9 protein-coding genes are annotated in these 13,403 nt (G+C 72.7%); 8 read left to right on the top strand and 1 reads right to left on the bottom strand.

Going from position 1 to position 13,403, the window contains the following annotated elements:
* Positions 1-21 precede the first annotated feature (21 nt).
* Positions 22-198 (bottom strand): hypothetical protein, encoded by a 177-nt coding sequence (locus HB370_RS42210; protein ID WP_244405770.1) that lies wholly within the window; start codon positions 196-198, stop codon positions 22-24.
* Positions 199-1,510: 1,312 nt separating this feature from the next.
* Here HB370_RS42210 and HB370_RS36955 point away from each other — a divergent pair.
* The 8 genes from HB370_RS36955 (at position 1,511) to HB370_RS36920 (ending at position 13,362) form a co-directional block, all read left to right on the top strand.
* Positions 1,511-4,540 carry an amino acid adenylation domain-containing protein gene (locus HB370_RS36955; protein WP_078637636.1) on the top strand — a complete coding sequence of 1,010 codons (3,030 nt, stop codon included), beginning with the start codon at positions 1,511-1,513 and terminating at the stop codon, positions 4,538-4,540.
* Between the two features lie 7 nt (positions 4,541-4,547).
* A complete protein-coding gene (locus tag HB370_RS36950; RefSeq protein WP_244405768.1) occupies positions 4,548-5,333 on the top strand; it encodes a leucyl/phenylalanyl-tRNA--protein transferase in 786 nt (261 codons plus the stop codon).
* A gap of 47 nt (positions 5,334-5,380) precedes the next feature.
* Positions 5,381-6,142: a hypothetical protein gene (locus HB370_RS36945; RefSeq protein WP_030787057.1), complete on the top strand. Its 762-nt coding sequence runs from the start codon at positions 5,381-5,383 to the stop codon at positions 6,140-6,142.
* Positions 6,143-6,231: 89 nt separating this feature from the next.
* Positions 6,232-7,290, top strand: coding sequence for a methyltransferase (locus tag HB370_RS36940; RefSeq protein ID WP_051815956.1), 1,059 nt, complete (start codon positions 6,232-6,234; stop codon positions 7,288-7,290).
* On the top strand, positions 7,287-9,560 hold the full coding sequence (locus tag HB370_RS42205) for an acyl-CoA dehydrogenase family protein (protein WP_078637637.1): 2,274 nt from the start codon (positions 7,287-7,289) through the stop codon (positions 9,558-9,560). The genes HB370_RS36940 and HB370_RS42205 overlap by 4 nt, the downstream gene beginning before the upstream one ends.
* Positions 9,557-10,219: a hypothetical protein gene (locus tag HB370_RS36930; protein ID WP_051815960.1), complete on the top strand. Its 663-nt coding sequence runs from the start codon at positions 9,557-9,559 to the stop codon at positions 10,217-10,219. The genes HB370_RS42205 and HB370_RS36930 overlap by 4 nt, the downstream gene beginning before the upstream one ends.
* A 156-nt stretch (positions 10,220-10,375) precedes the next feature.
* Positions 10,376-11,971 (top strand): MFS transporter, encoded by a 1,596-nt coding sequence (locus HB370_RS36925; RefSeq protein ID WP_030787066.1) that lies wholly within the window; start codon positions 10,376-10,378, stop codon positions 11,969-11,971.
* Between the two features lie 155 nt (positions 11,972-12,126).
* Entirely contained in the window at positions 12,127-13,362 is a 1,236-nt protein-coding gene (locus HB370_RS36920) for a cytochrome P450 (protein ID WP_051815961.1), read from the top strand.
* The last annotated feature ends 41 nt before the right edge of the window (positions 13,363-13,403 follow it).

Here is a 13,403-nt window from a genome sequence, read left to right as displayed (position 1 = left end):
CACCACGACGCCGTCGCCCGGTCACGTGGCGACGTTCAGCACGGCTTGCAGGCTCTGGTCGATGTCGGTGAACTCCCGTACGTGAGCGGGGTCGAGCCGCCGGCCGTGGTGTGTGCGCATGCGCTCGGCGAAGGCGGTCCGCAGCGGGTTCTCCGCGGGCCGCCCGCCCCGGGAGGGGTAGCCGAGATCCTCCTCCACGCACCGCAGCAGGGGCCTCGCGCACGGCGGGGGCGGGCGGGAAGTCCGTCTCCGCGCTCCAGGCCGGAAGGACGTCCGGCTCGGCACGGCTCCACTTGGCGCCGGGGCGGCGGGGCGGCGGGGCGGCGGGACAGGGCGCGGACGTCGAGGTCGTCGAAGGCGTCGAAGGCGTCGAACCTGGGGGCCTTTCCGCTGCCGAGCGGGGTCGCCGGCGGGTGGTGCCGTCCACTCCCCGTGCCGCGTCGAAGGGGCGGGCGGGCGCGGAGCCGCGGGCGCAGCGGTCCCCGGTCTGCCCGTCCCGGGGCGGAGCGTGACTCATGGCGTTCTCCAGATGCGGCCGGACATCGGCGGGCCGGTGGTCGGCGTCGGTGCGGTGGCGGCGGGAACGGAAGGCGGACGCGGTACGGCGGACGCGGTGCGGGAGTAACGGGCCGGTCCATGGATATCGCGGCCAACGCCCGGAATGTCGCGGACAATCGCCGGTTAACGGGACGCCAATGCCCGGGCGACACCGACGGCGGCCTCGTCCCGGCATTTCGGAAATCGTAGCGGGACACGACCGGCCCGGGCCGGTTAGGAGAAGTTGCGCAAAAGCCGCTCCCGCCTGCGGATTGGAGTCCCGTTCCGCACCACTTATACCCATACCCCCTAGGGGAAGCAAGGTGTTTGAGCACGGAGAAGGGCCCGACCCGCCCTCGGTGACGCATCGGATTACCGCTCGATAAGCGGCCCCCGTCCTTCTGTGGCCGACGCGGGTGTGAGCGGCTTCACTCCTCTCTTTTCCCCGTGTGGCCGCCTCTCCGCCCCTCGTTCCACTCTCCGGAAAAGAAATCTTCCCCCGTTGACAACGCCTACCCCCGTAGGGTTTCCTCGGCACGGTCGCAACAGAGCACAGTCGGCGCCAGGTCGAGTACCGAGGCACAGAAACTGACGTTCGGTTGAAGATGGGGGACGGCAACGATGGAGACATCGACGATGCACGAACCGGGCGCGGCCGCACACCGCTGTCTGTGACGGCGCCGGAGCACACCGACACCTCCGGGGCCGATCGACCGGCCCACCCGCTGTCCCCGAGCCGGCTGATCCCCGTGCGTGTGGCCACCGAGCCGCACCCGCGCGCCCGCCATGTGCCGGGCGCGGTGACTTCTTCCTTCTGATTCCCGCCCACAGCCAACGGATTCACTGCACACCGGCACTCCGGCCTGCCGCCGTTCCTCCAGGGCCGGCGCAATCCCAGGCACGAGTCCGCCGTGCGCTCACGCGCGTCGGCGGACGGTCAGCGTTCTCACACCCGCACTGGACGAGAGGACTCATGGACATCATCGGGAAGCCGTACGCACACGAGCGCTTCGCCGCGGTGGCGGCGGCTCGTGGCGAGGCGACAGCGGTGGAACACGACGGCCACCGGATCAGCTACGCCGAACTCGACGCGGACGCGAGCCGGTTAGCCCGGCGGCTGCGCGCCCGCGGAGTGGGGCGCGGATCGGTGGTCCTGGTCCACCTGGAGCGCTCGATCGACCTCGTCGTGTCGTTCCTCGCGGTGCTCAAGGCGGGGGCCGCCTATCTTCCGGTGGACCCGGACGTGCCCGACGACCGGATCGCCGCCTACGTCAAGGAGACGGGCTGCGCGGTCGCCGTCACCCGCCCCGAGCACGCCGGCCGGTTCGCCGGGCTGCCGGTGACGGCCCTGGACCCGCGGGCCGCAGGCGCCGAGGACTCCCCCGGCGCCGCTCCGGCCGCCACCGTCGAACCGGCGGACATCGCCTACATCATCTACACCTCGGGCTCCACCGGCTCCCCCAAGGCCGTACGGGTGTCCCACGCCTCCCTCGCCTACCTGTGCCACAACGTCAACGAGCGGTACGGCGTCACACCGCGGGACCGGGTGCTGCAGTTCGCCGCGCTCTCCTTCGACACCTCCATCGAGCAGATCCTCAACACCCTGCTCAACGGCGCGACCCTCGTCCTGCCCGAGTACGCCTGGGCACCGAGCGAACTGCCCGGCCGGCTGAGGTCGCTCGGCATCACGGTCATGGACCTGACCCCGCCGTACTGGCGCGCCTTCCTCGCCGAACTGGCTCGGGACCCCGGGGAGTTGCCGGTGCGTCTCACCATCGTGGGCGGCAGCGCGGTGCACGCCGAGGACTGCCGGACCGCCCTGCGGCTGATGCCCGGCTCCCGCCTCGTCAACGCCTATGGGCTGACCGAGACGACGATCACCTCCTGCACGATGGAGATCACCCCCGAGGCGCTGCCGGCCCAGGGCCCGGCGCCCGTCGGACAGCCGCTGCCGGGGACCGTCGTACGGGTCCTGGACGAGCGGCTGGCCCCGGTCCCGCCCGGGCGGCACGGCGAGATCTACCTCGGCGGTCCCGGCGTCGCCCAGGGCTACCTCGGGGACGAGGCGCAGAGCCGGAAGCGGTTCGTGACCCTGCCGGGCGGGGCGGACGGCCCGGGGGCCGTGTACCGCACCGGCGACCTGGGCGGCTGGACGGCCGACGGCAACCTGGAGATCGTGGGGCGGGCCGACCGGCAGATCAAGATCCGCGGCTTCCGCATCGAACCGGCCGAGATCGAGGCGACCTTGTCCGCGCACGACCTCGTCGACGACGTCGCGGTCATCTCCTCCACCCACCGGGGGGAGGACCAGCTCGTCGCCTACTTCACCGCCCGGCGCGCCCCGGGCGCCCTCGATCCCGGGGAACTGCGCGCCTTCACCGCCCGCCATCTGCCCGCCCATATGGTCCCGGCCCGGTTCGTCCAGCTCGACGCGATGCCGACGACCGCGCACGGCAAGACCGACCTCGCCGCGCTGCCCGATCCCTCCGAGCTGCCCGCGGCCCCCGCGGCGGCCGGTGCCGGGGCGTCCCCGGCGAGCCTGGTCGAGCGCGCCGTCGCCGGCCTGTGGTGCCAGGTGCTCGGGGTGGAGTCGGTGGAGCCGGGCGACAACTTCTTCGACCTGGGCGGGAATTCCATCCTCGCGGCCGAGCTGATGGCGAAGGTGCGGGCCTCGCTCGGCGTGCTGATCACCCAGGTGCGCCCCCTGATCCGGCTGCTGCTCGACGACGCCACCCTGCGCGGCTTCGCCACGGCGGTGGAGTCGGCCCGGGCCGGCACGCTCGGCGCGGACGGCGCGGCCCCGGCCGATCTGCGGGCGGACACCGCCGTGGGCGTGCCGGTCCAGGCACGGCCCACCGAGACCGCCTGGGCGGACCCGGCCCATGTCCTCCTCACCGGGGCCACCGGCTTCCTGGGCGTCTATCTGCTGCGCGACCTGCTGCGGAGCACCGGCGCCACCGTGCACTGCCTGGTACGGGCCCGCGACGCCCGGCATGCCGTCGAGCGCCTCCAGGGCACCGCGCGGCGCTATCTCGCCGAGGACCTGGCCGAGTACGTGGCGTCCGGGCGGATCTCGGTCGTGCCGGGCGACCTGGCGCAGCCCCTGCTCGGGCTGACGGAGGCGGAGTTCGACCACTTCGCCAGGACGGTCGACGTCATCCACCACCCGGGCGGGCTGGTCAACTTCATCTACCCGTACTCCCATATTCGCCCGGCCAACGTCGAGGGCACCCGGGAGATCATCCGGATGGCCGCACGGTACCGGAACATCCCCGTGCACTACGTCTCCACCATGGCCGTGATCTCCGGCTTCGGCACCGCCGGTGTCCGGCACGTCACCGAGGAGACTCCGCCCGGCCACCCGGAGCGGCTGTCGGTGGGGTATGTCGAGAGCAAGTGGGTCGCCGAGGGGCTGCTGCTGAACGCGGCCGCGCAAGGGCTGCCGGTCGCCGTCTACCGGGCCGCCGACATCTCCGGCGACCGCGTGACCGGTGCCTGGAACACGGCCACCGAGATGTGCGCGATGAAGAAGTTCATCGTGGACACCGGGACCTCGCCCATCGCCGAACTCCCCCTGGACTACACGCCGGTGGACTGCTACTCCGCCGCGCTGCTGCACATCGCGTCGAGCAGGCTCCCGGCGGGCGAGATCTACCACCTGACCAATCCCGGGAAGGTGAACGTATCCGTGCTGGCCGACCGGCTGCGGGCGCACGGGCACACCATCCGCGAGATCCCCTGGGAGGAGTGGGTCGACGGGATCGTCAGGATGGCCGTCGAGCGGCCCGGCCACCCCATGACCCCGTTCGCCCCGCTGTTCATCGACCGCTGCTCCACCGGCGAGATGAGCGTGGCCGAGATGTACCTGGAGACGACGTTCCCCGTGTTCACCCGGGACAACGTCGACCACGCGCTGCGCGGCAGCGGTATCGAGATCCCGCCCGTGGACGCGGACCTGCTCGACCGCTACATCCGGTACCTGACCTCCATCGACTTCCTGTGAGGTGGACGTGTTCATCCGTACGCTGGCGCGTGCCGTCGGTTCATGGGAGTCGCTGGACGTCCTCGGCGGCCCGGCGGACGGGCCCGTCGCCTTCGGGGGCGACCTCGGCCCCCAGTCCCTGCTCGCCGCCTACCGGCGCGGCCTGTACCCGTTCCCGGCGGCTACGGCCGAGCAGCGGATCGTCAACGAGCTGATGTACGAGGCCGATGTCGAGGCCGGGGTGGTGAAGGTGCTGCCCGGCCGCGATGACCCCTTCTCCGTCGCCTGGTGCTCCCCCGACCCGCGGCCCGTCATCCACGTCGGCCAGGCCCGCCTCCAGCGCAGCCTGCGTCGGCAGCTGCGCGCCACGCCGGACTGGACCACCACGGCGGACGTGTGCTTCGAGCGGGTGGTCCGCCAGTGCCGCGCCGGACGCACCGAGCAGTGGCTCACCGACGACCTGCTGCGGGGCCTGTGCGTGCTGCACGAACTCGGCCACGCGCACAGCGTCGAGGTGTGGGAGGGCGACGAGCTGATCGGCGGCACCTTCGGCGTCCGGATCGGCCGCGTGTTCAGCGCCGACTCCCAGTTCACCCGGCGCAGCGGCGCGGGCAAGACGGCGGTCGCCGACCTGACCCGGCGCTTCGCCGCGGCCGGCGGGCTGGCCGTCGACGTCCAGCGCGACGGCGACCACGTCCGGCTCCTGGGCGCGCGGCCCATCCCCCGGGCGCGCTATCTCACCCTGCTCGCCGGCCGGCACCCGGCCCGGCCGCTGCCCACCGAGCGGCTGCCCGCCCGCCGGCTCGCCGGATGAGGACCACGCCGACCACCGTGCCCGCACTCACCGACGGGAGAGACGCCATGAGCACCACCGGCACCGGCCTGCGCGCGGTCAGCCTCGCCGAGCGGCCCGACCTCGAAGAGGCGATGCTCACCATGGAGTCGTCGTGGCCCGCCTACATCCGCCCCGATCCGCTCCTCGTGGACTGGGCGCTGCGCCGCCACGCCGGGCACCAGTTCGTCGTACTCGACGAGGAGGACCACGTCGTCGCCCGGGCGGCCGGCGTGCCCCTCGCCTGGGACGGCGATCCGGACGGGCTGCCCGACACCGGCTGGGACGAGGCGTTGCGCCAGTGCCTGTCCGACACCGTCGCCGGCCGCGAACCGACCGCGCTGTGCGCGCTGGAGGTCGCCGTCGTCCCGGACCGCCTCGCGCGGAACCTGTCCGGGTACACGCTGCGCGCCCTGCTCGACCACGCCCGCGCCACGGGCTTCCACGACGTGGTGGTGCCGCTCCGGCCCAGCGGCAAGCACCGGCAACCGTGGCTGCCGCTGGCCGAGTACCTGGCGCTGCGCCGGCCCGACGGACTGCCCGAGGACCCCTGGCTGCGGGTGCATGTGCGGGCGGGCGGTGAGGTGCTGCGGGTGTGCCCGGCGTCCATGACGATCTCGGGGAGCCTCGCCCAGTGGCGGGAGTGGACGGGCCTTCCCCTGGACACCGACGGCCCGGTGGAGCTGCCCGGCGCCCTGACCCCGCTCACCGTGAACACCGTCCACGACCACGCCGTGTACGTCGAACCGAACGTCTGGGTCCGGCACCGCCTCACCGGCGGGCGCCCCTGACCAGTCGGCACCCACACGCCGGCCTCCCGTACCGATGCGGGAAACCGGCCGGCCTTCTTCGAGCGACACCCACGACAAGGAGTACGACCATGAGCACGACTCCCCAGGACGTCCTCGCCACCGGCAAACTGGATCTCCGTGCCGCCCTGATCGAGCGGATCGGCGGCTACATGACGGCGCACGGCATCGGTGTGGCCGCCGAGCTGGGCCTCGCGGACCTGATCGGCACCGGTTCGCGCACCAGCCGGGAGCTGGCCGACGCGACCGCCACGCACGAGCCCTCGCTGCGGCGGCTGCTGCGCATGCTGGTCGCCGTCGGCATCGCCGAGGAGCCCGAGCCGGGCCGCTTCGCGCTGACCGGCATCGGCTCCCAGCTGCGCTCCGACTCCCCGGACTCGCTGCACAAGTTCGCCAAGATGTTCTGCCACCCCATCTTCTTCACGTCCTGGCAGAACCTGCGCCACACCGTCACCACCGGCGAGCGCGCCTTCGACCACGTCCACGAGACGGGCATCTACGACTGGCTGGCCCGGCACGGCGAGACCAGCACCCTGTTCAACGAGGCGATGAGCGAGGAGTCCCGGCTCTCGGCCGCGCAGCTCGCCGCGGGCTACGACTTCCCTGCGACCGGCACGGTGGTGGACCTCGGCGGCGGCGACGGCACCCTGCTCACCGCGATCCTCCAGGCCCGGCCCGGGCTGCGCGGCATCGTCTTCGACAGCCCGAGCGGCGTCGCCGAGGCACCCGCCACCCTGGGCAAGGCCGGACTCGCCGACCGGTGCGAGGTCCGCTCGGGGGACTTCTTCCAGTCCGTGCCGGACGACGGCGACCTGTACATCATCAAGAGCGTGTTCCAGGACTGGGGCGACGACGAGGCACGCGCGATCCTGCGCACGGTCCGGGCCCACATACCCGCCTCCGCCACCTTGCTGATCGTCGGCACGGTCCTGCCCGAGACCGCCGACACCTCCGCCCCCGTCGCGTACTTCACCGACGTCAACATGATGGTCACGACCGGCGGCCGGGAACGTACCGAAGGGGAGTTCCGGGCACTGCTGGCGGAGACCGGGTTCACCGTACGGTCGGTCGGGGTGGGGCAGGCCGGACCGCTGTCGGTCGTCGAGGCCGTCCCCGCCTCCGCGGCATGACGGCGCCGGAGATGCCGGAGCAGGGCACCCCGGCCGGCGCACCGCGGCCGGGGTTCGCCACGGGGCTGTTCCTCGGCCGGCCGGACACGGATCTCCTCACCGGGCCCGCGGGCGGCCCCCGGCGGCCGGTACCGGCGGAGGAGCGCTTCCTCGCCCGCCTGCGCGAGTTCTGCGAGAAGGAGGTCGACAGCGCCGCGATCGAGCGCGCGGACCGTGTCCCGGACGAGGTGGTCGAGGGGCTGAAGGACATCGGCGCGCTGGCCATCCGGCTGCCGCGCCGGTACGGCGGGCTGGGCCTGTCCACCCACTGCTACCTGCGCGCCCTGATGCTCACCAGTACGACGCATCCGGCGCTGAGCGAGCTGCTCGCGGCCCACCAGGCGATCGGGCTGATCCAGCCGCTGCTGCTGTTCGGGACCGACGAGCAGAGACGCGCGTTCCTGCCGCGGTGCGTGCGGGAGATCACCGCCTTCGCCCTCACCGAGGCCGACATCGGCAACGACCCGTTCCGTATGCACACCACGGCCGTGTACGACCCGGCCTCGGACAGCTATGTGCTCGACGGGGTGAAGACATGGACCACCAACGGGGTCATCGCGGACCTGCTCGTGGTCATGGCCGTCGTACCCGCCGGGGAGCGCGGCGAGGGAGGGATGACGGCGTTCGTCGTGGAGGCGGACGCGCCCGGGGTGACGGTGGAGCGGCGCAACTCCTTCCTCGGGCTGCGCGGTCTGGAGAACGGCTGCGTCCGGCTGCACCGGGTCACCGTCCCTGCGGGCAACCGGATCGGGGCGGAGGGCGAGGGGCTCGCGATCGCCCTCGCCGCGCAGGACACCGGGCGGCTGTCGCTCCCGGCCGTGAGCGCCGCCGCGGCCAAGTGGAGCCTCAAGATAGCCCGGCAGTGGAGCGCGGCCCGGGTGCAGTTCGGGCGGCCCATCGCCCGGCACGACGCGGTCGCCGGGAAGGTGTCCTTCATCGCCGCGACCGCCTTCGCGCTGGAGGCGCTGGTCGAGGTCATCGCCCGGCGCGCGGCGGCCGGCGACACCGACACCCGGCTGGACGCGGAACTGGCCAAGCTGTTCGCGTCGGAACAGGCCTGGGTCATCGCGGACGAACTGGTGCAGCTGCGGGGCGGCCGCGGCTACGAGACGGCCGAGTCGGCCGTCGCCCGCGGCGAACGCGGCGTCCCGGTCGAGCAGTTGCTGCGTGACGTCCGGGTCGGCCGCATCTTCGACGGCTCCAGCGAGGCCCTCAGGGCATTCCTGGCCCACGACTTGATCGAGGCCCACCGGGCCGCGGCGGGTGAGCGGGGTACGGCGCCCGGCCAGGAGACGGCGCGAGCCGGGAAGAAGCCTGGCGCCGAGGAGCCGGCGGGCGCCGTGGAACCGGCGGCCACAGGGAAGGCAGTAGGTGCCGGAGAGACGACGCACGCCGGGAAGAGAGCCGCTGCCGGGAAGACGACGCGAGCCGTAGAAGCGGCGTGGATCGAGGAATCGGCATGGGCCGGGGAAGCAGCGGAAGCCCATAAGGCCGCGGCGGCCGGAAAGGCGGCGCCCGCCAGGGACACCGCGCCGGCCGGGGACACCTTCCGGACCGGAGACACCGTCCGGACCGGAGACACCGCGCCGGCCGAAGACACCGCCCGAACCGGAGACACGGCCCCAGCCGGACACACCGCCCGTACCGGAGACACGACAGCCGTGCGGCAGACCGCCCGCGCCGGGATACCGGCCGGACCGGACGCTTCGGCGGGACGGCACGACGCTGTCCTGGACGGCCACCTGGAGTTCGTCGCCCGGACCAGCCGGCGGATCGCTGGTGAACTCAGCGCGGTCGCCGCCGAGTCCGGGCCGGAGGGAGAGGGACTCGACGGGCGGCAGCGGTTCCTCGGGCGGATCGTCGACATCGGGGCCGAGCTGTACGCGATGAGCGCGAGCTGTGTCCACGCCCGGGCGCTCGGCGGCGCCGACGGCTCCCCGGCCGAACTCGCCGACGCCTTCTGCCGTCAGGCACGGCTGCGGGTGGCCGAGTCGCTGGCCCGGCTCGGGGAGAACACCGACGCCGTGGACCGCGCGGTGACGGGGCAGGTCCTGGAGGGCCGCTACACCTGGCTGGAGGAAGGGGTGGTGGACGTCTCCGTCGACGGGCCCTGGATCGCCGAGCAGCGGCCGGGGCCGGCGACGGGCCCCGGTCTGCGACGCGTCATCCGGCCGGCGGGAACAGCGAAGTCCGCCCGGCCGTCCGACGAAACCACGAGGAGGACCCGGTGAACACCGTGACGGACGTCCTGGAGGCGGCGCGGCTGCGGATCGCCGAGGACGCCGAGCCCAACCGTTTCCTGGAGGTGCTGGAACAGGGCCGGATGCCCGGGGAACGGCTCAAGTGGCTCGCCGGGGAGCTGTATCACCTGGTGAGCAGCGACCGCCGCAGCTTCGCGCTGCTCGCGTCGCGCTTCCCCGGCGCACCCGCCGGAGACCTGTTCCTGGCCATGGCCCAGGGCGAGGCCCAGGCCCTGGACCTGCTCGGGGGCTTCGCCTCGGCGCTCGGCCTCACGGTTCAGGAGCTGCGGGCCTACGAGCCGCAGCCGCTCGCCCAGGCCTATCCGGCCTATCTGGCGCGTGCGGCGCTGTTCGGCACGGCGAGCGACACGGCGCTGGCGCTGCTGGCGAACGTGGCGGAGTCGACCGAGACCTATGCCCGGGTGGCCGACGCCCTGGTGGCGCGGTACGGCTTCGAGGAGCGCGCGCTGGAGCACTTCCGCTACTTCGCCGACACTCCGCAGGCCCTGCTGGACCAGGCGACGGCGACCCTGGCGGACGGCCTGGCCGGCGGGGACGACCCGGTGGCCGCCGTGCGCTGCGCGTGGACCGTGCACGGGCTGGAGGCCGCGTTCTGGAGCTGTCTGGCACGCGGCCTCGGCACGGGCTGAACGCCCCCGTCCGCGGGCTCTCCACCCGGCTTGACACCCATACCCCCCATCCGTATTTTCACTGCAATACCCGGTAGGGGTATTCCTGTGTGCCCGGTGGCCGTGCCACGGCGCGGCACGGTCCTGCCGCAGGTCTCGACGAGGAGAGGAGTGCTGATGTCTTCGACAGGAAGTCCGCAGTTACGAGCAGGGGGCAAGCAGTGGGCCGCGTTGGGCCTGCTGGTTCTTCCCGCGCTCCTGCTGTTCATGATGCTGACCATCCTGTTCCTGGCCATCCCCTATCTCGCGGCGGATCTGCGGCCCAGCAGCACGCAGACACTGTGGATCCTGGACATCTACGGCTTCCTGATGGCCAGCCTGCTGGTGCTGATGGGCACGGTGGCCGACCGCTTCGGCCACCGGAACCTCCTGATCACCGGGGCACTGCTGTTCGGGCTGGTCTCGGCGGCGGCGGCCTTCACGGACTCGCCCGAGCTGATGATCGTCTGGCGTGCGCTGCTCGGCGTGGCGGCGGCCATGCAGATGCCGACCACGCTCGGCCTGATCTTCACGATGTTCCAGGACCCCAAGCAGCGGGGCGTCGCCATCGGCACCTGGGCGGCGGCCATCTCGGCCGGTGTCGCGCTCGGCCCGCTGCTCAGCGGTCTGCTGCTGGAGGCGTTCTCGTGGCGGGCCACGTTCTTCGTCGCCGTACCGGTGATGGCGGTCGTGGTGATCGGCGCGCCCCTGCTGCTGCCGGGCCGGCAGGGCCCGAGCGCGGGCCGGCTGGACCTGTTCAGCGCGCTGCTCATGCTGCTGACGCTGCTGCCGCTGATCTACGGCGTGAAGGCGTTCGCCACCAGCGACTCACCGCTGGTGCCGGCCCTGGCCGTGGTGGTGGGCCTGCTCTTCGGTGTCGTGTTCGTGGTCCGCCAGCTGCGCTCCGCCGAGCCGCTGCTGGACGTCCGGCTGTTCAAGAACCGGACGGTCAGCGGGGCGCTGGGCGTCTTCATCCTCTCGGCCATGGGCCTGGGCGGCGTGTATCTGATGTTCACCCAGTACCTCCAGCTGGTGAAGGCCCTCTCGCCGCTGAAGACCGGGTTCGCGATCCTCCCCGCGGCCCTGGTCCTGATCGTGGTCGCGATGCGCTCCCCGGTCCTCGCCCGGCGCGTCCGGCCGGGGTATGTCATCGCCACGGGACTGGCCGTGCAGGTCGTCGGCTACATCCTGTTCACCCTCGTCGACAGCACCACCGGACTGCCGTGGGTGATCGTCGGCTTCATCGTGCTCTACCCGGCGGTCTCCCCGTCCATGGCGCTGACCACGGACCTCGTGGTCGGCTCGGTGCCGCCGGAGAAGGCGGGCGCGGCCGGCGGCCTGGCGTCGACCGTCAACGACCTCGGCATCTCGCTGGGCGTCGCCGTCATCGGCAGCATCGGCACCGCCGTCTACCGCGCCGGCGTCGACGACAAGCTGCCCGCCGGCCTGTCGGACCCGGCGGCCTCCGCCGCCCGGGAGAACCTCGACGGCGCCGTGGCCGCCGCCCGGGAACTGCCCGGGCAGGTCGGGGACCAGTTGCTGGTCGTGGCGCGGGACGCCTTCACCAGCGGGCTCAACGTCGCCGCCGGCACGGCCGCGGTGATCGCGGCGGCGGGTGCCGTCGCCGCGGCGCTCTCGCTGCGTCACGTACCGCCGACCGGCTCGGCGGTGCCCGACGCCGGGCCGGCCGAGGCGAGCCCCGCCCCGTCGGTCCCCGCCGCCGACTCCGACTGACCGGCAGCGCCCGGGGCGAACCGACCGGAACAACGGAACGGCACCAACAGACCCATACCTACAGCGTTTTCCAGTGAACACCGCCGGACGAGGCGGCCGGAGCGGTCCGACACCCGCGCCGGCCGCCGCGTCCGGCCCTCGTCAGGAGGCACGCAGTGTCAGTGATTCCCTTCAGCGCAACTCCCACCGAGACGCTCGACAACAAGGGCGGCCGGTGCATGTACGCGCAGGTCGAACGCCTGCGGTCGCTGGGGCCCGCCGTCCCCGTGCAGCTGCCGGAGGGGGTGGCGGCCTGGTCGGTGTCCCGGGGGGACGTCGTACGGATGCTCCTGACCCACCCCGGTGTGTCCCGGGACCTGAAGAAGACCGTGCCGGCTTATCAGCCCGGTTCCGTGCCGTGGCTGTCGCCGTGGGTCGACCTGGACTCGATGGCCACGGCGGACGGGCGGGAGCACGCGCGGCTGCGCAAACTGATCACCCCGGCCTTCACCCCGCGCCGCGTGGAGCGGCTGCGCTCGCACATCGAGGCGGACGTCACCATGCTGCTGGACCAGCTGGCCACCCGGCCCGCCGACGAACCGGTGGATCTGCACCAGGAGTTCTCCTACAGCGTGCCCACCCAGGTGATCTGCGACCTCTTCGGCATCCCGGACGACCAGCGGCCCGAGGTGCTGCGGGTGTTCCGGGAGGTCGCCCGGACCGGCCTGTCCGAGGAGGAGTCGGTCGCGCTGTACAACGACCTGGTGGCCGCGATGCACCTGCTGATCACCACCAAGCGGACCGCTCCGGCGGACGACCTCACCAGCTTCCTGCTCGCCGCGCGCGAGGAGGGCGAGGAGTCGCTGAACGAGCACGAACTGGTGTCGACGCTGCTGCTGATGATCGGCGGCGGCAGCCAGACCACCATCAACCTCCTGGACCACACCATCCGCGAACTCCTGGCCCGCCCCGACCAGTTGAGCATTCTCCGGGCGGACCCGGAGCGCTGGGACGACGCCGTCGAGGAGTCGCTGCGCGTGCACTGCCCGGTGATGCACCTGCCGATGCGCTGGGCCAAGGAGGACATCGATCTCGGCGAGGGCGTGGTGATACGCGCCGGGGACGCCATCCTGATCTGCTACGGCGCCCACGGCCGGGACCCGGGGGTGCACCGCGACCCGGAGACCTTCGACATCGACCGGGAGGACAAGGACCACATCGCCTTCGGTCTCGGCGCCCACTTCTGCCCGGGCTCGCACCTGGCCCGGCTGGAGGCCCGTATCGCGCTGCCCGCCCTGTTCGACCGGTTCCCGCGGCTGGCCCTGGCCGTCGACCCGGAGGACGTGCCGCCCGGGCAGACCTTCATCGGCAACGACGTCTCGTCCCTGCCGGTCTTCCTGCGGCACAAGTGAGCACGCCCCACGACACCGAGAGAACGACACCGGGAGGTCCC

The sequence above is a fragment of the Streptomyces sp. DSM 40868 genome, assembly GCF_011820545.1.
In the GTDB taxonomy this organism is placed as follows: domain Bacteria; phylum Actinomycetota; class Actinomycetes; order Streptomycetales; family Streptomycetaceae; genus Streptomyces; species Streptomyces eurythermus.
Note: the sequence above shows the minus strand (reverse complement) of the source record. Positions and strands in the feature narration are given on the sequence as shown.

Excerpts from the sequence above, each read along its gene's own strand:
- HB370_RS36955 (WP_078637636.1), top strand. The coding sequence starts at position 1,511 with ATGGACATCATCGGGAAGCCGTACGCACACGAGCGCTTCGCCGCGGTG.
- HB370_RS36945 (WP_030787057.1), top strand. The coding sequence starts at position 5,381 with ATGAGCACCACCGGCACCGGCCTGCGCGCGGTCAGCCTCGCCGAGCGG.
- HB370_RS36940 (WP_051815956.1), top strand. The coding sequence starts at position 6,232 with ATGAGCACGACTCCCCAGGACGTCCTCGCCACCGGCAAACTGGATCTC.
- HB370_RS42205 (WP_078637637.1), top strand. The coding sequence starts at position 7,287 with ATGACGGCGCCGGAGATGCCGGAGCAGGGCACCCCGGCCGGCGCACCG.
- HB370_RS36925 (WP_030787066.1), top strand. The coding sequence starts at position 10,376 with ATGTCTTCGACAGGAAGTCCGCAGTTACGAGCAGGGGGCAAGCAGTGG.